This window comes from Niallia sp. Man26 (genome assembly GCF_022049065.2).
Lineage (GTDB): Bacteria > Bacillota > Bacilli > Bacillales > Cytobacillaceae > Niallia.
Genome location: NZ_CP095743.1, coordinates 2,721,712 through 2,748,066 on the forward strand (window position 1 = coordinate 2,721,712; position 26,355 = coordinate 2,748,066).

Consider the following 26,355-nt stretch of genomic DNA (forward strand, 5'->3'; position numbering starts at 1 on the left):
TTATTAATACACTGTTTCTTTAAAGAAAAATCCTGTGTCCAACGGTCTATTTGCCGGCTGTATCTGTTCAATTTCTGCTAGTAGATTATCCTTTTCCTCATCGTACTGATCAGGATTATTTACAAACATCGTTATTGCTCGATGATAAATGCTCGTCACTTTTTGAATATAAGCAGAATCCTTTAAAATACCGTCTATCTTAAAAGAATCGATGCCTGCTTCTATCAATTCCTGCAATTCATCAACAATGCAAATATCATTAGGACTCATAATATGTGTGCCGTTTTCGTCTTCAAAGATCGGATACTTGTTCTCTCTCTCTTTATCATGGAGGAAGTAATCCCTGTCTTTCTGTTTATCGGCCATATCTTGCTCTTTGCCCTGATGTTGGAAGTAATGCCCTAAAAGGGTGCGCTTTGATTGGAACATTGTCGTCATGCCGTGAACTTGGATTTCCAATTCGACTTCTGCATTCTCTTTCATCTCAATGATTGCATCCATGCTCAGTTCCCGTGCGAGCACCGCTCGTTTAGCACCTTTTTTCCCCCAGTAATTGCAAGTATACCAGTTAGTTCCAGTGGTTTCTGTGTTCCAATGCAGTTTCATGTCTGGGGCAACTTCACGCGCCACCATAAGAACTGCCGGATCACCAAAAATAACGCTGTCCGCATTCACATCTCTTAAGAAAGCAATATAATCATAAAGGTCATCTATTTTTTCATTGTGAAAAAGACCGTTGACAGCTACATATACCTTCTTGTTTCGTCCATGGGCACGTTCAATCGCTTTTTTTACATCATCGCGCTTAAATTCTCCTGCTAAACGCAATCCAAATTTCTGTTCACCGATCACAAAGGCATCTGCTCCGCTTTCGATCAGTGGAATAATGTCTTCAACCGTAATTGGTGTAACGAGCAATTCAGGTTTTTTCATTTTTTATCTCCTCTTTTTGCTAATTGCTAATCCATCACCAACAGGCAGTATTGCTGTATGGTAATCTGGATGCTGCATTAGCCATTGATTAAAATCCTTAATTTTTCGGACAAGCTGCCTTACATTCCGGCTGTCTATATTTTCCTCCACAACAAGCCCGTGGAATAAGATATTATCCGTAAAAATCACGCCTTCAGGGGAAAGCATCTTGGAGTATATATCAAAAAACTTCCGATATTGGCTTTTTGCAGCATCTATGAATAAGGCATCAAAAGGACCGTGCTCCTGCACAAGATTCTCCACTTCTAACGCATCACCCTTAATGAAGTGAACTTGTGAGCTTTTGTTCAATGTCTCCACATTGGATAAGGCCACATTATATCGGTCCTCATCACGCTCAATGGATACAATCTTGCATTCTGGCAAAGCGTCTGCCATCCGCAGTGCAGAATATCCTATCGCTGTCCCAATTTCGAGAATTTTTTTGGGCTGCTGCATTCTTAACAGCTGAAGCAATGTTTCAATGCCTACAAGCTCCATAATTGGGACTTCATTTTCCTCAGCATACTTTTCAATACCTAAAAAGGCTTCACTTCTATCTGGAATTAAATTCTCGATATATTTCAGCACTTGTTCTTCATTCTGCAACAGAATTCACCTCTATTTACATTTGCCAGACGTTACTGAATGTCTCTTTTTAATTGGCTAAATTTTCAGGAATGGTTTCCCTCCACCTGAAAAATGTTAGCTTCTTTTATTAAGAACCTAACTTTGCGGTGTATGCCAAATTTGTTAATTACGTATAACTTGTTCCTGTTTAAAAACACTTGTACTATTTTAACATAAAACGCTGGGGAAAGCTAATTAATCATGCTCTCCCCACATCGTTTTAATTATTTGTAATATATTTTGCCTTTAATGAGTTATGCTCATCAAGTGTGCTCGAAAAATATACAGTTCCATCACTGGATGCCAGGAAGTATAAAAAGTCGGTATCAGCTGGATGAAGCGCTGCTTCCATGGACATCGTACCTGAATTGGAGATAGGCCCTGGCGTCAACCCTTTATTTTTATACGTATTATACGGAGAATCTACTTCTAAATCCTTGTATGTGACTCTTGCTTTATGTTTGCCTTGTGCATACAGTACCGTCGGATCTGTTTGCAGCGGCATTCCTTCATCTATGCGGTTATAAAACACACTCGCAATTTTATCTCTGTCTGCCTTTTCTGTTGCTTCCTCTTCAATCAAGGATGACATAGTCAAGAATTGATGAACAGTCATATCTTCTCTTTCAATATCCTGCCTGTACTTCTCCACAACGCTTTGCGTCTTATCAAGCATGGTAGAAACAATCTCATCGAGGCTAGGGTCCTTTTTGTAGAAAGCATACGTAGCAGGGAAAAGATATCCTTCTAAAGGATACTTAATATCTTTAGCCCAAACCTCTGTTGTCAAAATGGACGGATACTTTTCCATTAATGACTGAATGAACTTTTCATCATTTAAACTTTTGAAAACTTCCTTCTCAGGCTGCTTTGTCTTATCAGCTATCACAGCTGCTATCTCGTCAAGCTGTTTACCCTCCGGTATCGTCATAGTAAATACCGGCTCCTGCATGATTCTACCAGTCTTTAAGCTTTCGATGATTTCCTGGAAAGTCATCGAGGGATTCATATGATACTCCCCTGCCATGAACTCTGATTCGTTTTTAAACTTTACATAGTATTTAAATACTCGCGCGTTTTTAACAAGTCCGCTGTCCTCTAACGTCTGAGCTATATAGGAGACACTTGAACCGATTGGAATATCAACAATGATTTCTTTTTTGCTGCCAGGGTCCACTGGTTCTAAGCTTGATTTAATATAAAAATAACTGGTTAGTGACACAGCTGCAAGTACTACAGCAAGTACGAGAATGGTTAAGCCAACGAATCTCCTGATTGTTTTTGCTTCATTTCGTCTTTCCGCTATCTTCTCAAAAAACATTTCTTTTTTATTTTTTCCTTCATTATTCCCCTCTTTTATTGACAATTATCTTTCCCTCCTAAAACCGGGTATGTATTACCTATAATAAAACCATATCTCGACTAATTATACTATATTCTAACAAAGAAAGTGAAAAAAATAGCGAATGAAGTCTATTTTACTATCGGAGAATAGTGTTTGGAAATAATATCCACAAACAAAACCCTCCATATTTATGCCATTGTCCACGACCGTTTTCAAGCATAAAAAAAAAGGGACAGCACTATTGCTGTCCCCCATCTGTTTCTTATTCTTCTTCTTCGTTAGCAAGGAATGTGTTAAGCATTTCCTCTACTAAATCCCACTCTTCATCTGTTTCGATAGGAGATAGCTCACCATCGCCAGTTTCTTCGTTCGGGATAAATGAAGATGCATGAATGTCGATTTCGTCGTCTTCACCGTCATCTTCTCCGATTGGGTAATAAAGAACATATGATTTTCCAAATTCATCTGATTCAAATGTGAACAAAATTTCGCATAATTGTTCGTTTCCTTGCTCGTCCACTACTGTAATTGTATTAGTTTCTCCGTGTTCCATTACTTTCACCTCATCATTTCTGGCTATCTAAATAGCCTTGTAATATCATAGATGCTGCCATCTTATCAATTACTTTTTTCCTTTTTTTTCTGCTGACATCTGCTTCAAGAAGGACTCTTTCAGCAGCCATCGTCGTCAGTCGCTCATCCCAAAATACAACTGGTAGACCGAATCTTTCTTCAAGAAGCTTGCCGAAATGTTGGCTTGCTTCACCGCGAAAGCCGATGCTGCCATTCATGTTTTTTGGAAGGCCAACCACTATTTTACTTACATCATGCTCAACAATCAATACTCCTAAACGGTCTAATCCGAATTCTTGTTTCTCTTCGTCGATTTTTACAGTTTCAATGCCTTGGGCTGTCCACCCAAAAGCATCACTAATTGAAACCCCTACCGTTTTTGAGCCTACATCCAAGCCCATTGTTCGCATTTCTTTAATCCTCTCGCTGCTGTTTTAAGTAGAACTTAACAAGCTCTTCAATAATCTCGTCACGCTCTAGTTTGCGCATAATATTTCGTGCATCCATATGGCGCGGGATGTATGCAGGGTCTCCTGAAAGTAGATAACCGACAATTTGATTAATTGGGTTATAGCCTTTTTCTTGAAGAGCATCATATACTTGATTCAACACTTCTTTTACGTCATGTTCATATGGTTCTTCAGGAAAATTGAATCTCATTGTTTTGTCGAATGAGCTCATTTACAACACCCCTATTTTCAGACAGATTCTGTTAATTGATACCTACATTTTACACTACTTGCCCACATTATCAAATGGATTTGATATATTCCTCAACATAGTTTAGCGCTTCTTGCAATTTTTGAGGGTCTTTTCCGCCAGCTTGAGCCATGTCCGGACGTCCTCCGCCGCCACCGCCGCAGCGTGTTGCCACTTCTTTGATGATCTTACCAGCATGGTAACCTTTGTCCATCAAGTCTTTCGTAACAGCAGCAATTAAGTTTACTTTATCTTCATTTACGCTGCCAAGAACAATGATTCCAGAATCAAGCTTTTGCTTCAAGTCATCAGCCATTGTGCGCAAGTTGTTCATGTCCACACCTTTAATGCTTGCTGTAAGAACATTAACTCCATTAACGTCTTTTACTTGGTCAACTAGGTTGCCTGCTTCAATGTTGCTTAGTTTTGCTGCAAGCGACTCGTTTTCACGCTGAAGCTGTTTCAGCTCTGCTTGAATTGTCTCAATTCTAGTGCCGACATCTTTCGGGTTTGTTTTCAGCTTGCTTGCTGCATCCTTCAAGATGTTAAGCTGATCTGTCAACTGCTGGTAAGCAGCTTGTCCTGTTACAGCTTCGATCCTTCTTGTACCTGCACCAATACCAGCTTCTGAAATTATTTTGAACAAACCGATTGTGGATGTGTTATCAACATGACACCCACCGCATAGCTCAAGGCTGTAATCGCCAACTTGAACAACACGAACAACTTTTCCGTATTTTTCGCCGAATAAAGCCATTGCTCCCATCGCTTTTGCTTCCTCGATATCTTTATAATCAATTTGAACAGCAATACTTTCCCAAATTTTTTCATTAACGATTTTTTCAATTTTTTCAAGCTCTTCTGCTGTAATTTGCCCGAAATGAGAGAAGTCAAAACGCAAACGGTCTGTTTGTACTAGAGAACCTGCTTGGTTAACATGCGTTCCAAGCACATCCTTTAATGCTTGATGAAGCAAATGTGTTGCCGTATGGTTTTTAACGATTTTTGAACGGTTGCTTCTGTCAACAGCAGCTTCCACTTCGTCATTAACTGTTATAACACCTGATTGCACGATGCCTCGGTGCAGGTTTTGTCCGTTTGGTGCTTTTTGAACATCTTGGACCAAAATAGTAACAGCTTCTGATGAAATGGTTCCAGCGTCTGCAATTTGTCCGCCGCTTTCCGCATAGAATGGTGTCTTATCCAAAATGAACTGGATTTCTTGGCCTTCTTCTGCTTTCTCTACTACCTCTCCATCTACTAGCAAAGCAGATACAACAGCAGAAGCAGTTAGAGATTGATAGCCAACGAATTCACTTTCCACTTTGATTTCCCCAAGAACACTCGATTGAACTTGCATGCTTCCCACTTCTTGACGTGCCTTACGAGCTCGGTCACGCTGGCTTTCCATTTCTTTCTCAAAGCCTTCATGGTCAATTTTCATGCCTTGCTCTTCTGCATATTCCTCTGTCAATTCTACAGGGAAACCATATGTGTCATAAAGACGGAATACATCTTCACCTGAAATAACCAAGCTGTTAGACTTCTTCGCCTTTTCCATTACTTCCCCAAGAATGGAGAGACCTTCATTCAATGTCTCATGGAAGCGCTCTTCTTCGCTCTTCATTACTTTTTGAATAAAGTCGGCTTTCTCTTTCACTGTCGGATAGTAATCAAACATGATTTCACCAACAACAGGTACTAGCTCAAACATGAACGGGCGGTGGATATTGATCTTTTTCGCATAGCGGACAGCTCTGCGCAGCAATCTTCTTAAAACATATCCTCTGCCCTCATTAGAAGGCAATGCTCCGTCACCTACTGCGAATGCAACTGTACGAATATGGTCAGCAATTACCTTAAATGCTTCATCTGTTTCCTTATCTGCACCATATTTCACATCAGCAATTTGTGCTGTTGCCGCAATAATTGGTGTAAAAAGATCTGTATCAAAATTGGTTGGAACATTTTGCACAACAGAAGCCATGCGCTCAAGTCCCATCCCTGTATCAATATTTTTCTTTGGAAGTGGTGTGTATGTTCCATCTGGATTATGGTTAAATTCAGAGAAAACAAGATTCCATACTTCTAAATAACGGTCATTTTCGCCGCCTGGATATAGTTCTGGGTCATTTAAATCATTTCCGTATTCTGGACCACGATCATAGAAAATCTCTGTATTCGGCCCACTTGGACCTTCCCCGATATCCCAAAAGTTTCCTTCTAAACGAATAATGCGGCTTTCAGGAATCCCTATTTTGTCGCGCCATAACGCATATGCTTCTTCATCCTCAGGATGCACTGTGACAGATAGTTTCTCTTTGTCAAAACCAATCCACTTGTCGTCTGTTAAAAACTCCCAAGCCCAATCAATTGCTTCCTCTTTGAAATAATCTCCAATTGAGAAGTTTCCAAGCATTTCAAAGAATGTTTGGTGCCTTGCGGTTTTTCCGACATTCTCAATATCATTTGTGCGAATTGATTTTTGTGCATTTGTAATTCGCGGATTTTCCGGGATTACACGGCCATCGAAATATTTTTTCAATGTTGCAACACCGCTGTTGATCCAAAGCAAAGAAGGATCTTCATGAGGAACTAATGATGCACTAGGTTCCACACTATGCCCTTTTTCTTGGAAAAAATCAAGGAACTTTCTTCTAATTTCTGCCCCTGTTAATACTTTCATAAAAAGTTTGCCTCCTTACTATGTATGACTCCTTAAATATTGATTAGGAGTAATAATTTTAAAGCATAAAAAAAACCCCCATCCCTGGACAGGGACGAAAGTATGCTCGTGGTACCACCCTGATTTATGGCAAAACACTGCCATTTCTCAAATCTCCTTAACGCGGATGGACGGCAGGTATTAACTGCATTCAAGAATTAGCTTTCGACTATCCTTCACTTATGTTCCTTTCAGCCACGGGAACACCTCTCTATTTAGCATACGCCTAAAGTGGACTATAATCTACTTGATTCTATCATCATTTTGTCACTATGTTCTTCTCTCGAATTATACTGATTTTTCTCTGCAATTGTCAACATGTGAATCACTTAAGAATGCTAAGGATTAGTGGTTTTTCCAAAATGAACGTGCAAATGCATGATTGCTACTTTCAAAATAGAAAGGACAGGAACTGCTACTACCATTCCGACAATACCGCCTACCTCTCCACCAAGGAGCAGGGCAAACATAATAAATAGAGGATGCATATGCAAGCTTTTCCCAACAATAAAGGGCGAAAGGATGTTACCTTCCAAAAACTGCAGCACTACAATGATGATAACAACAATGATCAGCATCTTAACAGACATTGTACTTGCAATTATAACGGCTGGAATTGCCCCTATAATGGGTCCGAAGTAAGGAATAACATTGGTAATTCCAATGATTATTCCTAATACTAGCGGGTACTTTAAATCAAAAAAATAAAAGGAAATCGATGATAGACTGCCAATGATAAAACAAACTAGCAGCTGTCCTCTTATATAGCTGCCCAAAGACTGATTTACATCCTTCAAAAATAAAACACTGCTTTCACGCCATTTGTTAGGAGTTAAAAGCAAGGCCGCTCTTTTTACTGCTTCAATATCCTTTAACATGTAAAAAGAAATAAACGGTATTAACATCATAATTACGAATGAATTAACAAAACCCATGATACCTTTAATAAGCTTTGTCAGCAATCCATCCAGCTTAACTTCAAAAGATTCAATCCCTTTATCAACCTTCGTCTGCAAATTATCAGGCCATGCCCTTGTTCGCTCTTGTATATAGTCAATCCAGCTTCTGTACTGGTTTGCAAGCTCTGGCGCATTTTCTGTCAGCTCTCTCATCTGCTCAATGAAAATCGGAATGCACTTATAAAGTCCATAGCCGACTCCTCCAAAAAAGAGGATATATATAAATGCCACAGCAAGGCCGCGATGCAGTCCCATTTCGTGGATTTTTTCAACAATCGGATGAAGCAAATAGGTAATAAATGCACCAAGGACGAAAGGAAATATCACCTTCATCAACAGCTGCAAGATTGGAGTCCAAATTGGAGATAATTTAAAAAAGATAAAAACTACAATAAACAGCAATAGTGTAAATGCTAAGCGATAATACCACTTTACTCTTATTTCCATTCTACACTCCTCCCACCCATAATTTGTGTGAAAAGGAGGTAATTTATACAAATAAAGGAGGCGAATTACACGCCTCCTGATTTCTTAACTGTATCTGCGATTGTCTTCCTCGAACAAGTCATCTAATGAACTAAGGCTTCCATCCTCTTCCACTTGATGTGTATGGATAACCCCTTTTACTAATGACAGCTCAATAAAACAGTTCCAGCAATAATACTGGCTGATTCCAATTTTCCCGATATCTTTGCTTTGGCAATTTGGACAGACTAACATCTGAAAACACCTCTAACAATAAGTTTATAGACAGCCATTTCTCAAAATGGTTGTCACTGGTGTTTCCAGTGTGTCCAATTCTTACCATAAATAAACATCTCATAGCTTTTTTTATAGGAGCCGGCTTTTTAATGCTGTTTTCTTCTCAAAAAAAACAGATGCCATTCCTTTAGAATGACATCTATAGCTTGCTTCTTTATATAAAAACAATGTGATACAAACATTTCCACTAATCGTTTATTGTGTCAGCTTTCTTGAGCTGGCATAAAATCATATGGAGTAACATTCTCCATTCCGATAAGCGGATCAATTTCCATTATCCGATCACTGTAAAACAAGGAAACATCTTCTTCTGCTGCCTCGATATCTGCATCACTTTGCGAAAAGACTTCTTTCAGCTTTTCCTGCAGGGAAGTTTGGCGGTTCAGCTCATCATTTCGGCCTACCCCTATTTCCATCGCATCCACTTCGCCAAGCAATATTAAAAATTGTTTACTTCTTGTAATGCCGGTATATATTAAGTTTCTCCGCAGCATCCTATAGTAGCTTTTTACAATCGGCATAATAACAATTGGAAATTCACTACCTTGGGACTTATGAACAGAACAGCAATAAGCATGGGTAATTTGATTTAAATCCTGCCTAGTATAAGTTGCTTCAATTCCATCGAAGGAGACAATAACCATGTCTTGTTTTTCTGTATTTTCCTTTGCATAAAAGATGGATACAATTTCTCCCATATCTCCATTATAGACATTGTTTTCTGGCTGATTAACGAGTTGCAGCACCTTATCGCCAATTCGGTATTTAACATCGCCGAACTTCAATTCCTTACGTGTTCCATCTGGATTTGGGTTCAATATTTCCTGGAGAATGACATTGAGCCGGTCTATTCCTGCAGGGCCTCTGTACATCGGTGCCAGAACTTGAATATCCATTGGCGCATAGCCCTTTTTCTTCGCGTTGAGGACAACCTTCTCAATAGCCTGTGCTATTTGTCCAGAGGCACATTTAATGAAGGACCTGTCTGTTTGCTGCTGAGTTAAATTACTTGGCAATCTGCCGTCCTTTATCTCATGAGCAAGTTCAATGATAGAAGAACCTTCACTCTGCCTGTAAATATCAGAAAGCCGGACTGTCGGAATGCAGCTTGATGCCAGCAAATCCTTCAGCACCTGGCCTGGTCCAACAGACGGAAGCTGGTCTTCATCTCCGACAAGAATGACTTGAATATTGGCTGGCAATGCTTTAAACAGCTGAAAAGCTAGCCAAATATCAACCATGGAGGTTTCATCAACAATAATGATTTTTCCTTCAAGAGGATTCTCCTCGTCCTTGTCAAAACCGCCGCTTCCGTTCCAGCCTAACAGACGATGAATGGTGACAGCAGGTAAACCAGTCGATTCTGTCATCCTTTTAGCCGCTCTTCCTGTGGGAGCCGCTAAAATAAAAGGAAAAGGTTCTTCCTTTTTGTAATCCTTCGGATCAAGGCTGCAGCCATGCAGTTCACCATAAAGCTCTACAATCCCTTTTATAACCGTGGTTTTTCCTGTCCCCGGTCCGCCTGTCAGCATAAGCATCGGCGCCATCAGTGCTGTTTGGATGGCTTCCCTTTGTGATGGTGCATATTGAACTCCAAGCCTGTCTTCCAAATTTCCGAGTGCAAGCAAAAATTCCGATTCTGGAAACTGATCTTCGTATTCCTGCTGTTCCATCACTCTTTTAATATGCCGGACAAGGCCTTTTTCTGAGTAATAAAGGGAAGGCAGGAAAATCTTCTTATCTTCGACGATGATTTTCTTTTCTTCCTGAAGCAAGACAATCTGGTCTGCAATAGCTGAAAAGTCTACTTGCTCCTGTTTATTTTCCTCGAGAAGATCCTTTACTCTGTTCAGCACATATTCTGCTTCCAGGTAGACATGTCCCTCCTGGCTGCTGCCAAGCTCGAGCACATAGAGGCAGCCTGCTTTAATTCTGTCAGGATGGCTGCCAATCAGGCCAATCTGAAAGCCTAAGTCATCTGCTTTACCAAAACCGATTCCTTCTACATCCTCTACAAGCTTATAAGGGTTGGACTGGATAACCTCCAATGTGTTTTCCTTATAAGTCTGGTAAATTTTCATGGATAGCTGCGGCCCGAAACCATACTGATTCAACGATATCATCGCCTGCTCCAGCCCTTGATTCTGCATGAGCGTATCATAAAGAAGCTTCGCCTTGTCTGGAGGAAGTTTGGGAACAGTATCAAGCAAAGATGGTTCATTCAAAATTTTAGAGATGGCATTTTCCCCTAAAGTGTCCACGATGTTCTCTGCTGTTTTCTGGCCGATTCCTTTAAATAGCTCACTAGACAGATAGGTGATAACCCCTTGTTTTGTCTGCGGCATCTCTTTTCGGAAAGAGGAGACCTGGAATTGGAGTCCAAAGCGGGGATGGTCTTTAAATTCACCAAAGAATGTATATGTATCATTTTCATGCATCTTCGGCAAATATCCTGTGACAACGGCTTCCTTATCTTCATAGCTGTCATTCGTTTCATCTACCCTTATCCTGAGCACGGTATAAAGATTATCTTCGTTGTGAAATATCGTGACAAGATGGCGCCCCTTCACATACTTACCCTGCTCCTCGAAAAGATCCAGTGAATTTTGCTCTTCCAATTTTTTCTCCCCCCTCTTTTAAATTTTTTAAAATACAATCAGCCTCCGAGAATTTGTTTTCCCATTTGAGCCAGCTGATGATCAGGCTGAATTTCCAATGCTTTGTTAAACATCTCAAGCGCTTTTTCTTCCTGTTCCTTAAATCCATATGCAACACCAAGATTATAATAAGCATCTGCATGCTCTGGGTCTAACTCAATGCAGCTTGTAAATTTCTCCATTGCTTCATCAATATATTCCCCTTGCGCAAGGCATAAACCAAGCTGGAACAATGCTTCTGCATCCTCACTGTTCAGCTCAACGGCACGCTGCAGAAAGGGAATAGCAAGAATCGATTTTTCCAACCCAATATATGTCATGCCCAGCATGAAATAGTTGTCACTCGATTCGAGTCCTTTCTCAAGTGCTGTCTCGAACATCGCTTTAGCAGACTCAAGCTCCTCCTGTTCAAAATAGACTGTTCCTGCACTATAGTAAGCTGCGGCCATATCTGGATCAATTTCTATCGCTTTTTCATAGAAGGAAACAGCTCTGCTTAAATCACCCAACGCTGACAGCACATTTCCAAAGTTAACATATGATACTGCGTTAGCAGGGTTCTTTTCAATTTCTTCCATAAACACTTTTGCTGCTTCTTCAAATTTGCCTTCTTGCATATATTTAATTCCTAATTGATTTGTCTCCACTTATAAACACACTCCGTTTCTCACTAAAAGTATAGCATATTTTAGCCTAATGGAAATCTTCCAATTCACTCTGCATTTCTTTCTTAAAAAAAAGAGAAACAGCTGCTTAATTCCAAAGGAAAAGCAGCAAGTTTCTCTTTTTTTATCAGCCTACATATGTTAATTGCTCGTTGTTGCGGTACACTTTATCTATTGTTCCGCCGCCAAGGCATTCTTCTCCTTGATAGAAGACAACTGCTTGTCCTGGCGTAACTGCACGAATTGGTTCATGGAAAGTTACTTTCACTTTCGAATCATCGAGCAGTTCCACTGTCACTTTATTATCTGGTTGACGATAGCGGAATTTAGCTGTACATTCGAATGTTTTTGGAGTTGAATCATTAGAAACCCAGCTCACATTATCAGCAATAATGCTGTCAGAGTAAAGCATATCATGATGGAACCCTTGACCTACATACAGCACATTTCTTTGCAAGTCTTTGCCGATAACGAACCAAGGATCACCGCTTCCGCCGATGCCAAGACCGTGTCTTTGCCCGATTGTATAGTACATTAAACCATCGTGTTTACCAACAACCTTGCCATCGAATGTTTCCATATTTCCTTTTTGTGCAGGCAAGTAACCGCTCAAGAACTCCTTAAAGTTCCGTTCGCCGATAAAGCAGATACCTGTGCTGTCCTTTTTCGTTGCCGTCGCTAAGTTCGCTTTAGCAGCCAGCTCCCGCACCTTTGATTTTTCCATCCCGCCAATTGGGAACATAACCTTGCTTAACTGCTCTTCTGTCAATTGGTTAAGGAAATACGTTTGATCTTTATTTTCGTCCTTGCCGCGCAGCATGCGGACTTTGCCATCTTCTCTGACAACTTGCGCATAATGCCCTGTAGCCAAATAATCTGCGCCAAGACTCATTGCATGCTCTAAAAACGCCTTGAACTTGATTTCTTTGTTGCACATAACGTCAGGGTTTGGCGTTCTTCCTGCCTTATATTCATCAAGGAAGTAAGTGAATACTTTATCCCAATATTGCTTTTCAAAATTGACCGCATAATAAGGGATACCCAGTTGATTGCAGACACGGATAACATCCTCATAGTCCTCTGTTGCTGTGCAGACGCCGAATTCGTCTGTATCATCCCAGTTTTTCATAAATATGCCGATAACGTCATAGCCTTGCTCTTTTAAAAGCAGTGCAGCAACAGAGGAATCGACTCCACCTGACATGCCGACAACTACGCGTGTATCTTTTGGTGCTTTTTCCATTTCATTCCCCCCTGTATTCCATAGTCCTATCTATTTGGAAGAATACAGTTCAAGCTAGTCAGATAAGCTTATTGCCTGTTAATCTTTGCACGATTTTAGACAGCTCAGATCCGACCTTTTTGATCTGTTCTTCTGTATTGTATAACCCGAAGCTAAATCGAATAGAGTTCTTCGTCCTTTCTGAGTTCTCGCCAAACATGCTTACGAGTACATGGGAAGGATCGATAGAGCCTGCTGTACAAGCAGAACCGCTTGAAGCAGCAATGCCTGCCAAATCTAGATTTACGAGCAGTGCCTCTACATTTGTTCCAGGAAAGCTTAAGTTTAAAACATGTGGCAGCATATTTTCAACTAATCCGTTTTGCACAAACTCAATTTTATTTTCTTCCAATGTTTGAACAAGCGTTTTTTTAAAGCTTTCATACTTTTGCTTTTTTTCCTGTCTCTCAGAAATGGCGATTTCTGCGGCCAGTTGAAAGCCTGCTACTGCTGGAACATTTTCCGTACCAGCTCTGCGCTTTCTTTCCTGTTCACCGCCAAATAAGCGTGGTGAAAGCTGAATGCCATTTTCAATATAAAGGAAACCAATTCCTTTAGGGCCATTGATTTTATGAGAAGAAACGGACAGAAGATTGATATGCTGCTTCTTCACATCAATTTCCTCCATACCGTAGGCTTGGACAGCATCTGTATGGAAAAGGGCCTGATGGTCTTTTAGGACTTCTCCTATTTCAGCAATAGGCTGGATTGCGCCAACTTCATTGTTTCCATACATAATTGTCACAAGTATAGTATCGTCTCGCAATTCCTTTTTCAACACATCAAGATCAATCACACCAAATTCATTAACAGGAAGATAGGTAACATCAAAACCTTTTTTCGCCAGCTCCTCACATGCATGCAAAACTGCGTGATGTTCAATTTCTGTTGTTATGATATGTTTCCCAAGATGTTGATAGCTTTCAGCCACTCCAAATATTGCGTGGTTATCCGCTTCTGTCCCGCCGCTTGTGATAATGATTTCCGACTCTTGCGCTCCTATGCTTGATGCAAGGCTGGCTCTGGCATTATCAATAATCTTTCGGGCCTGTCTTCCAAATGTGTGAATGCTTGAAGGATTTCCATAAATCGATTGCATCACTTCATGCATTCTTTCGATAACCTTAGGATGCATCGGCGACGTTGCCGCATGATCCACATATATATGTTCCAACTTCTTCACCTACTAAAGTTTTATTCTAAATAGCAACTATCTTATAGTAATAGGATAGGCACATTCTTTCCAATTATTTGTTTCAACGATTAAATATAGAACATGTATGAATCTGTATCATTTTCCTCTTTATGGTTCGCCAAGTCCTCAATTGTTGTGGAATCAAGCACTTCTTTAACTGCATCACGGATTTTCATCCATAGAGCTTTTTTAGCAGGCTCCTCGTTTTCAATCCCCTCAACAGGACTGATTGGTCCTTCTAAAGTGCGGATGATATCACCTGCAGTGATGTTTTTCGGGTCGTCACCAAGAACATAGCCGCCGTATGCTCCTCTGATGCTTCGGACAAATCCTGCGTTGCGGAGCGGTGCTACAAGCTGCTCTAAATAATGCTCTGACAAGTCATTTGTCTGTGCAATTGACTTAAGGGAAATCGGACCGTCTCCATGTTTTTTTGCTAATTCCATCATAATTGTTAAGCCGTAGCGGCCTTTTGTTGAGATTTTCATAAACCAGCACTCCTATTATTAGCTATTTTTTTATGTCGATGATGTGATTTTTTCACATTTGCCAGCAGCAATTCCGTCCATTTCCGGCATTGCGGAATACTGAAACCAGCGATTTTACCGATGATAACCGCATATGCGACCGTTCCCCAAAATACAGGTCCGCCCATAAGCCAGCCTGAAAACAGAACAGCCGCCTCCATGATAAACCTGGTTTTAGAAATACTTAAGCCAAGCTTTTGTGATAATACAAGCATCAAACTGTCTCTTGGCCCCGCTCCCAGGTTCGCAGAGATATAAAAGCCCATTCCATAAGCCATGATAACAAGACCAAATAAAAACATTACTTCCCTGCCAAGTAATGTGGGAGGTGTCTTAATAAATGGCATCATTAAAAATAAATCAATAAAAATACCTACTAACAGCATATTGAGAAATGCACCGATCTGCGGGATTGACTTGGAAAGGATTGCACTTACAAAAAGGACAAAAAAGCCGACAATGATCGTCCAGCTCCCAATTGTCAAACCAAGTTGGTAGTACAAGCCGATATTCAGTACATCCCACGGAGCAGAACCTAAGTCTGCTTCTATCAAAAGAACAATTCCAAATGACATGATAAGCAGGCCGACAATGAATATTACCGTTCGCCATGTAAGCTGTCTCATCTTCAATGTGGCTTCCATTCTTTATATCCACCTTTACATGTTTACAAATATCCGCAGCAAATTGAACAATATGCATTATAACATATTCCCTCTTCACGCCGCTTGCTTCAACACTAATACTTTCATTATGAATATGATATATCCTATCTATTCAATAGGATATCATATTTCTGGTCTTTTTTTTGGTTTTTAAGTGGTTGCTTACGTAAAATTTCGTATTAAAGGCTGTATTTTTGTTATTTCCATGACAAACAGGCAGCTTTTTTAAAAAGCTGCCATTGCATTAATTTTCATCTGCAGTAAACTCATTCAGTCTCATGACAGACAATGCCATAATTTTAATGCCATTTAGCAAACTATCCAGTTCAAATGACATTTTTGGATGGTGCAGGCCTGGTTTTAGGTCTGTACCTAAGCCGATCATTGTCGAATGTAGGTTTTTTAATTTTTTTGCATAAAAATGGAAGTCCTCGCCTCCTGGTGTAACTGGTGGCGGAACAAGTCCTTTTTTACCAAGCACTTCTTTAATGCTGCCTGCTACTGCTTCTTCCATCGCATTATCCTTCTGTGCTGCAGGCATCTCAGACAAGAGCTCTAACTCTACTTTAGCTCCATTTGCTTCTCCAGCGTGATAGATGCTCCTCTTTAGTTTATCGATAAGGTCATTCATTGCTTCATTCGTTTGTGCTCGCGCATCAATGCCGAATTCTGCATAATCAGGAATGATATTAAAGCTTTTCCCTCCGCCTTGAATGAAGGTCATCTTTGCTGATGCAGGTATGATAGGATTAAGCGGTATAGCGCGGATTGCCGTATTAATAGCCGTAATACTGTCTATAACATTTATTCCTAAATGATGACGGGCGGCATGTGCCTGCAAGCCAAAAACCCGCCCTTTAAATGACGCTGCTGCTCCGTGATAGATAGCTGGAGATGCTTCATTATGCCTCATTTCCTGAATCGGCCGCAAATGAAGCCCAAGTAAATAGTCCACATCATCTAATAAATTTTTATTGATAAAAGAAAGGGCACCGCCGCCTGTTTCTTCTGCAGGCTGAAAAAAACTTTTAATCATTCCTCTCGGTTGTACCCCAAGCTCTTTTAGGCATTTGAGTGTAAAGAGTACAATTGTCATATGGGCATCATGGCCGCATGAATGATTTGCCTTCCATACACCGTCGACATTTTGCCATAATGCATCTATATCTGTGCGCACACCGATAGTTGGTCCGGTCCTGTTATTGCCCCAATAGCCGACTGCTCCTGTTTGGTCCGAAAAAGTTTTATAAGGTATATCTAGCAAATCAAGCTGTTTGCATATAAAAGCTGTTGTATGATGTTCCTCCCAGCTAATCTCTGCATGTTCATGCAAATAATGATACATCGCTTTTATTTCTACTTCTTTTTTGTTCACCCAATCTATTACTCTATCCTTCACTGTTCGTCCTCCGCTCCCTGTTTACCAACCAATATACCGAATGTTCTGTGTTTTCAAATCATAGGAGCACAATCTTAGCATTGCAAGAGATTGTGCTGTATGTTGATTAATTATTTGTGAATGTCTTTTTTCCTAATAAGTATTTTTCAATCACTTGCTCGTTCAGCTCATAACCGATGCCCGGCTTTGTCGGGACTGCTATTTTTCCTGGAGCAGACATAATCACCTCAGGCTGGATAATGTCTTCCTTCCAATAGCGATCAGAAGCAGAAGTGTCACCGGCAATTGTAAAGTTCGCAAGCGAGGTTATAGCAATATTATGAGCCCTGCCGACACCAGCTTCAAGCATTCCTCCGCACCAGACAGGAACATTATAATTATCACATAAATCATGAATTTTCTTTGCTTCTGTCAAACCGCCGACGCGGCCAATTTTCAAATTGATAATTCTGCAGCTGCCCAGCTCGATTGCCTTGCGGGCATCCTCAGCTGAATGGATACTTTCATCCAGACAAATCGGAGTGCTTAGCTCCTTTTGCAGAACAGCATGGTCAATCATGTCGTCAAAGGCTAAAGGCTGTTCAATCATCATCAGCTTGAATGCATCTAATTTTTTTAAATGTGTCAAATCTTGCAGGCAATATGCTGAATTCGCATCGGCCATAAGAGGAATCCCAAATCCGAACTTCTCCCTGATTTTCGCCAATGGCTCCAAATCATAGCCTGGCTTTATTTTAACTTTTATTTTTTTATAGCCATCTGCCAAATATCTTTCGATTTTCAAGAGTAGCTCGTCTAGCGACTTCTCTATTCCAATGCTTACGCCAACATCAATGCTTTTTCTCGTCCCGCCAAGTGCATGGGCAAGGGACACTCCAATTTTTTTGCTGTAAAGATCCCAAACAGCTCCTTCTAATGCTGCTTTTGCCATATTATTTCTTCTGATTGGTGCGAATATATTAGAAACGTCGTCTGGATGGTTAATGGTGCTACTAAACAAAAGAGGAATTAAAAATTCTTCTATTATATGCACAGAAGTGCCTGTAGTTTCTTCACTGTAGCCTGGATTGGGCATAGCAACGGACTCTCCGTAGCCTACATGCCCGCCGCTGAACATTTTAATAATCAGGAAGTCCTTTTCCATTAAACTCCCGATACTTGTTACAAATGGATGCAGCAACGGCATCTTTAGATGAAGAAGCTCGATTCTTTCAATCTTCAAAACTAACTACACGTCCCTTAATCGTTAAATTCGGTAAAGCTTTATTGTTTTTTCTCGTTTTCTGTCCGGAATCCTGCCAGCCGTTCGTAAATAGCCTTAAGCTTTTTCTCTTCTCCCGCCTCAGTTGGCTGATAGTATTGCGTTCCTTTAAGCTTTTCTGGCAAATATTCTTGATTGACCCAGCCGCCGAATGTGCCGATTGGATAATCATGAGGATACACATAGCCAACATGGCCGAGCGCTTTGCTTCCAGCATAATGGCCGTCGCGGAGATGCATCGGAATATCCCCAACATGGCCACTCCTAACATCAGCGATTGCTGCATCTAGGGCCTTATAGGCTGCATTTGATTTAGAAGATAAACACATTTCTACAACAGCAACAGATAAAGGAATTCTTGCTTCAGGCAATCCAAGCCGCTCACTTGCTGTAACGGCTGCAAGTACATTATTGCCTACAGATGTTTTCGCAAGACCGACATCTTCATAGGCAATTACAAGCAGTCTTCTGTTAACAGCAACAAGATCACCTGTTTCGAGCAAATGAGCAAGATAATAAAGAGCTGCGTCAACATCGCTTCCGCGAATGCTCTTTTGCAGGCTGGAAAGAAGGTTATAGAAATGAGACCCCTTCTTATCTCCATAAACTCCGACTCTTTCAATCATTTGTGCGACTGTTTCATCTGTTACAACAAATGTATCTTCTTCTTTATCAGAGGAATAGACAATAGACTCTAAAAGGGTTAAGGATTTCCGAGCATCTCCATTCGTTCCTTGGGCAATTTTTTTTATTTGTTCATCACTTATCTTTATCGACAGGGTACCTAGACCCCGTTCTTCTTTAATAGCCCTAGTAAGTAGCTCCTCAATATCAACATCTGTCAATCTTTTAAGCTGCTTAATCTGCCCGCAGCGGCTTCTGATGGCAGGATTCACATCATGATACGGGTTTTCAGTAGTTGCACCGATTAAAACGATATCCCCTCTTTCCACATGGGGAAGCAAATAATCTTGCTGTGCTTTGTTGAAGCGGTGAATTTCGTCGAGAAACAGCAGCACTTTCCCTGTTAATCTCGCTTCATCCACGACTGCCTCCACATCCTTTTTGCCTGCTGTTGTCGCATTTAAGGCAATAAACGGCAATTTCGTCGTACCGGCAATCGCAAAGGCAATGGAGGTCTTTCCTATGCCTGGCTCCCCATATAAAAGCATGGACGGAACATGACCATTTTTAATCATTTTATATAAGCCTGTTTGTTTGCCGATTATATCCTTTTGCCCGACTACTTCATCAATGGTAGTCGGCCGCATTCGATAGGCTAGTGGTTCTCCATTCACTATATGTACACCTCTTTACTCGCACTTCTTTAAAAACTATTATATCGCAACTTACCCCATAAACGAAAAAGTTTAGATGAAACACCAAAAAGCGGATGGTTATATTCCATCCGCAAAAACCTAACTTATGCCGCAACATCTCTTTTCTTGAATACGAAAAAGGCAAGCAAGTGAAAAATCAGGAAATAAACACACAGCATTACAATTGAAAATGTTAATGTCATGCCTTCCATTAATGGAGTACCTTCAAAATACTGAGTCAAATCTGTATTAGCAAATAAAATATATTTTGCCCATTCAAACTTTGTCGACAGCATGTAGGTCACTGTGCCGCCCATAAACATTAAGAATATCGAGATTCCAACAGCAAGTGAACTGTTGCGGAATACACTCGAAATCATAAACGCCATTGTCGTAATCATCAGCAGATCGATTGAATTCAGTCCATATGTTATTAACAGATGGAGAATCATACTTTGTTCTGTCACTTTTCCGTCATGATAATTTAAATAGGGTGTGCTGCTCTCTGGGAATCCGAACAATATGGCGCCCAGCAATAAAGCAAAACCAAATAGAACCAAAATTAAACATACCCCAAACAATATTACGGACAAATACTTAGAAAACAGTATTTTGGCTCTTCCAATCGGGCGTATTAGCAACAGCTTTACCGTACCCCATGTAAACTCGTTTGCAACTATGCCAGCTGCAATGATAATGGTAAACAAGCCGGCAAAGGAGATGAGTTCTGAACTATCTGATATAAAATCCCACACAGAGTAATCCACATTTGTAGTAATATCATGCTCTAATCGATATTCATTAATGGCAATCTGTGACCTTGTATATTCAATTAAATCAGGGGAGACTGTTCCTTCATCGAGCTGTTTTTGATATTCCTTGTTTTCCATCTCTAAACCTTGGCGCCAATTTTCATTGTCAGGAACAGATAATCCATTTTCCTGATATTTCGTAATGGCTCCAATAGCGATTACACTTAGAAGCAAAAGGACAACCATTACGTGTGTGGCTGCACGCTTCCATATCTTCATCCATTCATTTTGCAACAGCTGCAGCATTACAATTCCCCCTTCTCATTTGTTACTTCTAAGAATCTGTCTTCGAGTGTCTTAGAAACTTCTTTAATTCCATAAATGGAGAAATCCTGACCCGAAAGAAGTTTTACCAATGCTGGAATCTGCTCTTTCGTTACTGGGATTTCTATGCCTGCAGCACTTTTGGACACCTCTATGCCAGGCATATACTCACGTACAACACTTAAAGCTTCGTCGCTACGGTCTATTTCCACTTCATAGAGCTTTTCTGTGTTGTTGACAAAGTCCTTCACCAATTGGACATCCACCAGTTTGCCTTGCTGGATAATACCAATCCGGTCACACATCATTTCCATTTCCGACAACAGATGGCTGGAAACTATTACGGCCATCCCTCTGTCTCTGGCGAGCATTCTTAAATGGTCGCGAATTTCTCTTATTCCTGCTGGATCTAAGCCGTTTGTCGGCTCATCCAATATTAGAACTTTTGGATCATGCAATAAGCTTTGAGCAAGTCCAAGTCTCTGTCTCATCCCAAGAGAATAGGTTTTAACCTTGTCACGTATTCTATCTGTCAGGCCGACAAGCTCAACCACCTCATTAATCTTCTCCTTGCTTACTCCTCTTGTCATCCGAGCATAATGGACTAGATTATCGTAACCTGACAGGAATTTATACATTTCTGGGTTTTCTACGATTGCACCGACATGCTGCACAGCCTTTTCAAATTCCTTGGTAATGCTTTTTCCGCTTATTAAAATATCACCGGCTGAAATGTTTATTAGGCCAACAATCATTCGAATGGTCGTTGTTTTTCCGGCACCATTTGGGCCAAGAAATCCAAACACTTCACCTGCTTCTACATTAAAGCTTAAATTATCAATGATTTTCCTGCCTTTAATCACCTTTGAAACATTTTTCAGTTCAACAATGCTTCCCATTTTATCTCCCCTTTTTTATGAATGTTTGATATTGTTCTTCATCCACTCCACAATAGACAACCCTTGCTCTTCTTTCAGCTGGTCAACATGAAAATGCGCCGCTAAATGTCCCTTATTGATAACAACAACATCATCCAAAATTGGCTCTATTTCAGCAATCTCATGTGTAGCAATAATAACTGTCTGCTTTTCAAAATCAATATAATGGAGCAACCCCTTAACGATCGAATCTCTTACCATCGGGTCTAGTCCGGAAAACGGCTCATCCAGCAACAGAACTGGAACCTGCCTGCTTAAAGAAAGAACCAGCTTCAATCTTCCTCTGTTGCCCTTTGACAACTCTTTAATTTTCTTGGCCTTATCAAGCTCCATGAAATGAAGTAGCTCCGTTGCCGTCTCAAGGTTTAAATCCTGAAACTGCGAGGCAGAAAAGCTGATCATGTCAGCAACAGTAAAACCATCGTAGAACATATCTAATTCCGTCAAATACGATACATCTGCTGCTATTTTTCGATTAACCTGTTTGCCATTTACAGTGACAGTTCCAGAGGAAGGCTGAACGAGTCCTGCAATAAGTTTTAAGGTTGTTGATTTTCCGCTGCCATTAGCACCGACTAAGCCGTAGATTTTCCCTGGCAGAAAAGAGAAATCAACATCTTCTAAAGCTGTTTCTTTGCCATACTTTTTTGTAACTTTCTCTAATTTAATCAATCTTTTCAGCCTCCTCCCCCTGCTTAAATGCAGCTTTTAGTTCTGCAATCATTTCCTCTTCTGATATTCCGAGTTCCTTCATACTCTCGACAAACCTGCCAACAAGTTCAAGCTGCAATTTTTTCTTCACTTCCTCTAGCACTTCCTTCTTTTCGGTAATGAATGTCCCTTGCCCTCTTCTCGTTTCCACGATATTCATCCTCTCCAATTCACTATAGGTTCTTTGAATTGTGTTTGGGTTCACTCCTGAATCAATGGCCATTTCCCGTACAGAAGGCAGCTTTTGGCCAACCTTTAATTCCTGTCTTGCAATCTGCCGCATAATCCGATCAACAATTTGCATATAAATCGGCCGTGATTGCTTGTAGTCATCTGCCATGCAGCTTACACCTCTACTTTCTTATCTAACAGCCAAGACGAAACCCAAAAAATAACAAGAGCTGTCAGACAATAGCCTGCTAGGACAAACACGGAAATGTCTGTTGCTTCAAAGGTAGCTTGAAAGGAATTCATACCTGTTTCCATCTGAAAAGCTCTACCTAAATTAAACATCCCTATTTCTTTTAAATCTTTAATAAAGCTGATTTTCCCAAACTGTTCTTTTAACAGTTCCCATCCATAGAAAAAGGCAATGAGGATAATCCAGCGAAATTTCTTCAACCATAGGATGGCTCCTAAACTGTGGTAGACAGTCCAATAAAAGATGACCCAGATGCTCAAGTAAAAAGAGATTAACCATATTGCCGCAGCCATAAATACAATATCAAATGCAGTAAACATTTCTTGAAATTCTGCTATCGGCAAAAGACTTAAAATGGTAATAATGGTTATAAGGACAGCGGAGCATAACGATAATATAGAACAGGCCGTAAGCTTTGACAGCAATAATTGCACACTGCTTGCTGGATTATGGAGCCACAATTGCGTTTTGCCTTCCAAATTAAGTGATGTCAGCAAAGACCCTGGTAAATAAATAACATGGGCAATAATTAAAGCAATCGAAATGGTTCCTGCCAGCATGCTAGTGCTGTAATAACCAGAAAGGAACCAGCCAGCCGCATAGGCGATTGCCATAAAAATTAATATCGTATAAAAATAGCCGATGGTTATTTTTAAGTCCTTCCTCAACAAGCCTTTAAATGCTTTCATATTCTTCCTCCAAAACTTTGTATTAGTGTACTATCTAGATAGTACACTAATACACCAATGCCTGCAATAGGTTATTTGTAAATTTAAACCAGTATTTTTACTCTAAAAAAAGATCCTAGGCCGATAGCCTAGGATCTTTCGTTTATATTAGTCATTTACACGCTTAATTTTAATGTCCCCCAGTAATTCCTTCACCACATGGCTTGCCATAATTAAACCGGCAACAGATGGAACAAAGGCATTGGAAGAAGGCGGCATTTTTGCCTTGCGAATCGGTGCATCTTCTTTCCCAACCACTTTGCGGACATCTTCTCTGATTACGATCGGGCTTTCATCTGAAAAGACTACTTTAATTCCTTTACGGATTCCCTCTTTTCGCAGACGAAGACGAATAACTTTAGCAATTGGATCTGTATGTGTTTTGCTGATATCAGCAATTTGGAAACGAGTCGGATCCATCTTATTCGCTGCACCCATACTTGAAATAATAGGAATATTTCTTTGTAAACATTCCTTCATTAAGTGAATTTTATAGGAAATAGTATCAGATGCATCCACAACATAGTCCAAGCCGTATGCAAAGATTTCCTCATAAGTTTCTTCTGTATAAAACATTTTCAGTGCGATTACTTCACAATCTGGATTGATATCTGCAATGCGCTCTTTCATGATATCAACTTTCGGACGACCGACAGTTGACAATAATGCAATCACTTGGCGATTGACGTTGGTAATATCAACATCATCCTTGTCAATCAATATTAATTTTCCGACTCCTGAACGAGCCAGAGCTTCAGCAGAAAAGGAGCCGACCCCGCCAATTCCTAGCACTGCCACCGTGCTGTTTTTTAACTTTTCTAATCCATCTGTACCGATCGCTAATTCATTTCTTGAAAACTGGTGCAACATCTATTTCTTCAACTCCATTATTAGATTTACGTTAATAGGAATTATACATATGTTTTCTAGTATTATACTCTTAAACCCTTTTGTACTATAACATAAATTATTGACAGGTTCTAGCCCTTGTCCTCAGGACTGTTGACAGGAAAAAAAGGCTGTCACTTTTAGACAGCCCTCTTTTATCAGTCATTTTTTTTCGGTGATTTAAGTGCTAGATGCAAATCATCAAGCTGGCTTTGAGAAACCTCGCCTGGTGCATCTGTCAACAGACAGCTTGCACTTGCTGTTTTCGGGAATGCGATTGTATCACGCAGGTTTGTTCTGCCAGACAGAAGCATAATCAGTCTGTCTAAGCCGATTGCAATTCCGCCATGCGGAGGTGTTCCATATTCGAATGCTTCCAGCAGGAAACCAAATTGCTCATAAGCTTCTTCTTTAGAGAAACCAAGCAGTCCGAACATTTTTTCCTGAATATCTTTTTCGAAAATACGAAGTGATCCTCCGCCAAGCTCATAACCATTCAATACAATATCATACGCTTGTGCTTTAACTGCCTTAGGATTGGAATCAAGCAGTTCGATATCTTCTCGTTTTGGCATTGTGAACGGATGGTGAGCTGCATAGAAACGGTTCTCTTCTTCATCAAATTCAAACAACGGCCAGTCTGTCACCCATAGGAAGTTGAATTTCTCTGGGTCTATTAAGTTCAACTCTTTTGCTAATTTAAGGCGAAGTGCACCTAATGAGTCTGCAACAACGCTTGCTTTATCTGCAACAAACAGCAGCAGATCACCTGGTTCAATAGCAAGTGCTGCTTCAAACGCTTTTTGCTCTTCCTCTGAGATGAATTTTGCTATCGGACCTTTTAATCCATCCTCTTCTGCCTTCAACCATGCTAAGCCTTTCGCGCCATAAACTTTCACGAATTCTGTCAAAGCATCAATATCTTTACGAGAATATTTGTCATTTGCTTGCTTCACATTAATTGCTTTTACTTGGCCGCCTGATTCAACAGCAGCTGCAAACACTTTAAAGCTGGAGTCTTTAACGATTTCAGACAGATCTGTAAGCTCCATTTCAAATCTTGTGTCTGGCTTATCCGATCCGTAGCGTGCCATTGCTTCATCATAAGGCATTCTTGGGAATGGTGAAGGAACATCGATTCCTTTCACTTCACGCATAATTGTCACCATCATGTTTTCCATCATTTTCATGATGTCTTCCTGACTTAAGAAGCTTGTTTCAATATCAAGCTGTGTAAATTCAGGCTGACGGTCTGCACGCAAGTCTTCATCACGGAAGCAGCGGGCAATTTGGTAATAGCGCTCAATTCCGCCTACCATCAGCAGCTGTTTGAAAAGCTGCGGAGACTGCGGCAATGCATAAAATTCATTTGGATGAACACGGCTTGGCACAAGATAATCCCTTGCTCCTTCAGGCGTGCTTTTTGTAAGGATTGGTGTTTCGATATCCAAGAAGCCTTCGCTGTCTAAATAATCTCTCATAATCTTTGTTACTTGATGACGCATTTTTAATGTTTCAAACATAACTGGTCTTCTGAAATCTAAATAGCGATATTTTAAGCGAACATCTTCTGCTACGTCTGTTTTATCAGAGATAGCAAACGGCGGTGTTTTTGCTTCGTTCAGAATGATAATTTCGTCTACAACAATCTCAATTTTACCTGTTTGCAGGTTTTCATTGATTGTTCCTTCCTGCCTTGCCACAACCGTTCCTTTAATATCTAGAACAAATTCATTTCTTACTTTTTCTGCAATTTCAATTGCTTCTTTATTTATTTCTGGATTAAACACGACTTGAACAATGCCAGTACGGTCACGCAAATCGATGAAAATAAGTCCTCCCAAATCACGGCGTTTTTGAACCCAGCCCTTTAAGCTGACTTTTTCGCCAATAGCCTTTTCTGTTACTTCACCACAAAAATACGTTCTTCCAAACATATTTCATCCTCCTTTTAGTTC

At 40.4% G+C, this 26,355-nt stretch carries 25 protein-coding genes; all 25 read right to left on the reverse strand.

What is annotated here, in order from left to right:
• Positions 1-3 precede the first annotated feature (3 nt).
• The 25 genes from L8T27_RS13840 to aspS all read right to left on the reverse strand — a co-directional run bounded on the left by L8T27_RS13840 (position 4) and on the right by aspS (position 26,334).
• Positions 4-933, reverse strand: a complete 930-nt coding sequence (locus tag L8T27_RS13840) for a peptidase U32 family protein (protein ID WP_237941734.1) — start codon at positions 931-933, stop codon at positions 4-6.
• 3 nt (positions 934-936) lie between these two features.
• Entirely contained in the window at positions 937-1,581 is a 645-nt protein-coding gene (locus tag L8T27_RS13845; RefSeq protein WP_233313061.1) for an O-methyltransferase, read from the reverse strand.
• Between the two features lie 241 nt (positions 1,582-1,822).
• Positions 1,823-2,923 (reverse strand): endolytic transglycosylase MltG, encoded by a 1,101-nt coding sequence (mltG, locus tag L8T27_RS13850; RefSeq protein WP_237942327.1) that lies wholly within the window; start codon positions 2,921-2,923, stop codon positions 1,823-1,825.
• 286 nt (positions 2,924-3,209) lie between these two features.
• Complete coding sequence (locus tag L8T27_RS13855; protein WP_233313060.1) at positions 3,210-3,500, reverse strand: DUF1292 domain-containing protein; 291 nt, start codon at positions 3,498-3,500, stop codon at positions 3,210-3,212.
• A gap of 13 nt (positions 3,501-3,513) precedes the next feature.
• Positions 3,514-3,930, reverse strand: coding sequence for a Holliday junction resolvase RuvX (gene ruvX / locus L8T27_RS13860; protein WP_233313059.1), 417 nt, complete (start codon positions 3,928-3,930; stop codon positions 3,514-3,516).
• Positions 3,931-3,934: 4 nt separating this feature from the next.
• Positions 3,935-4,201, reverse strand: a complete 267-nt coding sequence (locus tag L8T27_RS13865; protein WP_127737353.1) for an IreB family regulatory phosphoprotein — start codon at positions 4,199-4,201, stop codon at positions 3,935-3,937.
• A 70-nt stretch (positions 4,202-4,271) separates the two neighbouring features.
• A complete protein-coding gene (alaS, locus tag L8T27_RS13870; protein WP_233313058.1) occupies positions 4,272-6,905 on the reverse strand; it encodes an alanine--tRNA ligase in 2,634 nt (877 codons plus the stop codon).
• 377 nt (positions 6,906-7,282) lie between these two features.
• Positions 7,283-8,350 (reverse strand): AI-2E family transporter, encoded by a 1,068-nt coding sequence (locus L8T27_RS13875; protein ID WP_233313057.1) that lies wholly within the window; start codon positions 8,348-8,350, stop codon positions 7,283-7,285.
• A gap of 84 nt (positions 8,351-8,434) precedes the next feature.
• Positions 8,435-8,623, reverse strand: coding sequence for a hypothetical protein (locus L8T27_RS13880; protein ID WP_233313056.1), 189 nt, complete (start codon positions 8,621-8,623; stop codon positions 8,435-8,437).
• A 245-nt stretch (positions 8,624-8,868) separates the two neighbouring features.
• A complete protein-coding gene (gene recD2, locus L8T27_RS13885; protein ID WP_237941735.1) occupies positions 8,869-11,283 on the reverse strand; it encodes an SF1B family DNA helicase RecD2 in 2,415 nt (804 codons plus the stop codon).
• Positions 11,284-11,321: 38 nt separating this feature from the next.
• Entirely contained in the window at positions 11,322-11,969 is a 648-nt protein-coding gene (locus L8T27_RS13890; protein ID WP_237941736.1) for a tetratricopeptide repeat protein, read from the reverse strand.
• Positions 11,970-12,114: 145 nt separating this feature from the next.
• Entirely contained in the window at positions 12,115-13,230 is a 1,116-nt protein-coding gene (gene mnmA / locus L8T27_RS13895) for a tRNA 2-thiouridine(34) synthase MnmA (protein WP_233313053.1), read from the reverse strand.
• Positions 13,231-13,288: 58 nt separating this feature from the next.
• Positions 13,289-14,443, reverse strand: a complete 1,155-nt coding sequence (locus L8T27_RS13900) for a cysteine desulfurase family protein (RefSeq protein WP_233313052.1) — start codon at positions 14,441-14,443, stop codon at positions 13,289-13,291.
• An 89-nt stretch (positions 14,444-14,532) separates the two neighbouring features.
• On the reverse strand, positions 14,533-14,952 hold the full coding sequence (gene cymR, locus L8T27_RS13905; protein ID WP_233313051.1) for a cysteine metabolism transcriptional regulator CymR: 420 nt from the start codon (positions 14,950-14,952) through the stop codon (positions 14,533-14,535).
• Entirely contained in the window at positions 14,949-15,635 is a 687-nt protein-coding gene (locus tag L8T27_RS13910; protein ID WP_237941737.1) for a YczE/YyaS/YitT family protein, read from the reverse strand. Before L8T27_RS13910 ends, cymR begins: the two co-directional genes overlap by 4 nt.
• Before the next feature lie 265 nt (positions 15,636-15,900).
• Complete coding sequence (locus tag L8T27_RS13915; RefSeq protein WP_233313049.1) at positions 15,901-17,055, reverse strand: M20 peptidase aminoacylase family protein; 1,155 nt, start codon at positions 17,053-17,055, stop codon at positions 15,901-15,903.
• 106 nt (positions 17,056-17,161) lie between these two features.
• Positions 17,162-18,277, reverse strand: coding sequence for an o-succinylbenzoate synthase (gene menC, locus L8T27_RS13920; RefSeq protein ID WP_237941738.1), 1,116 nt, complete (start codon positions 18,275-18,277; stop codon positions 17,162-17,164).
• Between the two features lie 41 nt (positions 18,278-18,318).
• A complete protein-coding gene (locus L8T27_RS13925) occupies positions 18,319-19,614 on the reverse strand; it encodes a replication-associated recombination protein A (RefSeq protein WP_237941739.1) in 1,296 nt (431 codons plus the stop codon).
• A gap of 125 nt (positions 19,615-19,739) precedes the next feature.
• On the reverse strand, positions 19,740-20,693 hold the full coding sequence (locus tag L8T27_RS13930; RefSeq protein WP_237941740.1) for an ABC transporter permease: 954 nt from the start codon (positions 20,691-20,693) through the stop codon (positions 19,740-19,742).
• Positions 20,693-21,610, reverse strand: a complete 918-nt coding sequence (locus L8T27_RS13935; RefSeq protein WP_233313045.1) for an ABC transporter ATP-binding protein — start codon at positions 21,608-21,610, stop codon at positions 20,693-20,695. Before L8T27_RS13935 ends, L8T27_RS13930 begins: the two co-directional genes overlap by 1 nt.
• Positions 21,611-21,625: 15 nt before the next feature.
• Positions 21,626-22,321 carry an ABC transporter ATP-binding protein gene (locus L8T27_RS13940; RefSeq protein ID WP_233313044.1) on the reverse strand — a complete coding sequence of 232 codons (696 nt, stop codon included), beginning with the start codon at positions 22,319-22,321 and terminating at the stop codon, positions 21,626-21,628.
• Entirely contained in the window at positions 22,314-22,700 is a 387-nt protein-coding gene (locus tag L8T27_RS13945) for a GntR family transcriptional regulator (protein WP_233313043.1), read from the reverse strand. The genes L8T27_RS13940 and L8T27_RS13945 overlap by 8 nt, the downstream gene beginning before the upstream one ends.
• Positions 22,701-22,705: 5 nt before the next feature.
• A complete protein-coding gene (locus L8T27_RS13950; protein ID WP_233313042.1) occupies positions 22,706-23,470 on the reverse strand; it encodes a hypothetical protein in 765 nt (254 codons plus the stop codon).
• Between the two features lie 147 nt (positions 23,471-23,617).
• Complete coding sequence (locus tag L8T27_RS13955; RefSeq protein ID WP_233313041.1) at positions 23,618-24,379, reverse strand: tRNA threonylcarbamoyladenosine dehydratase; 762 nt, start codon at positions 24,377-24,379, stop codon at positions 23,618-23,620.
• 176 nt (positions 24,380-24,555) lie between these two features.
• Positions 24,556-26,334 carry an aspartate--tRNA ligase gene (gene aspS / locus L8T27_RS13960; protein ID WP_237941741.1) on the reverse strand — a complete coding sequence of 593 codons (1,779 nt, stop codon included), beginning with the start codon at positions 26,332-26,334 and terminating at the stop codon, positions 24,556-24,558.
• Between the last annotated feature and the right edge of the window lie 21 nt (positions 26,335-26,355).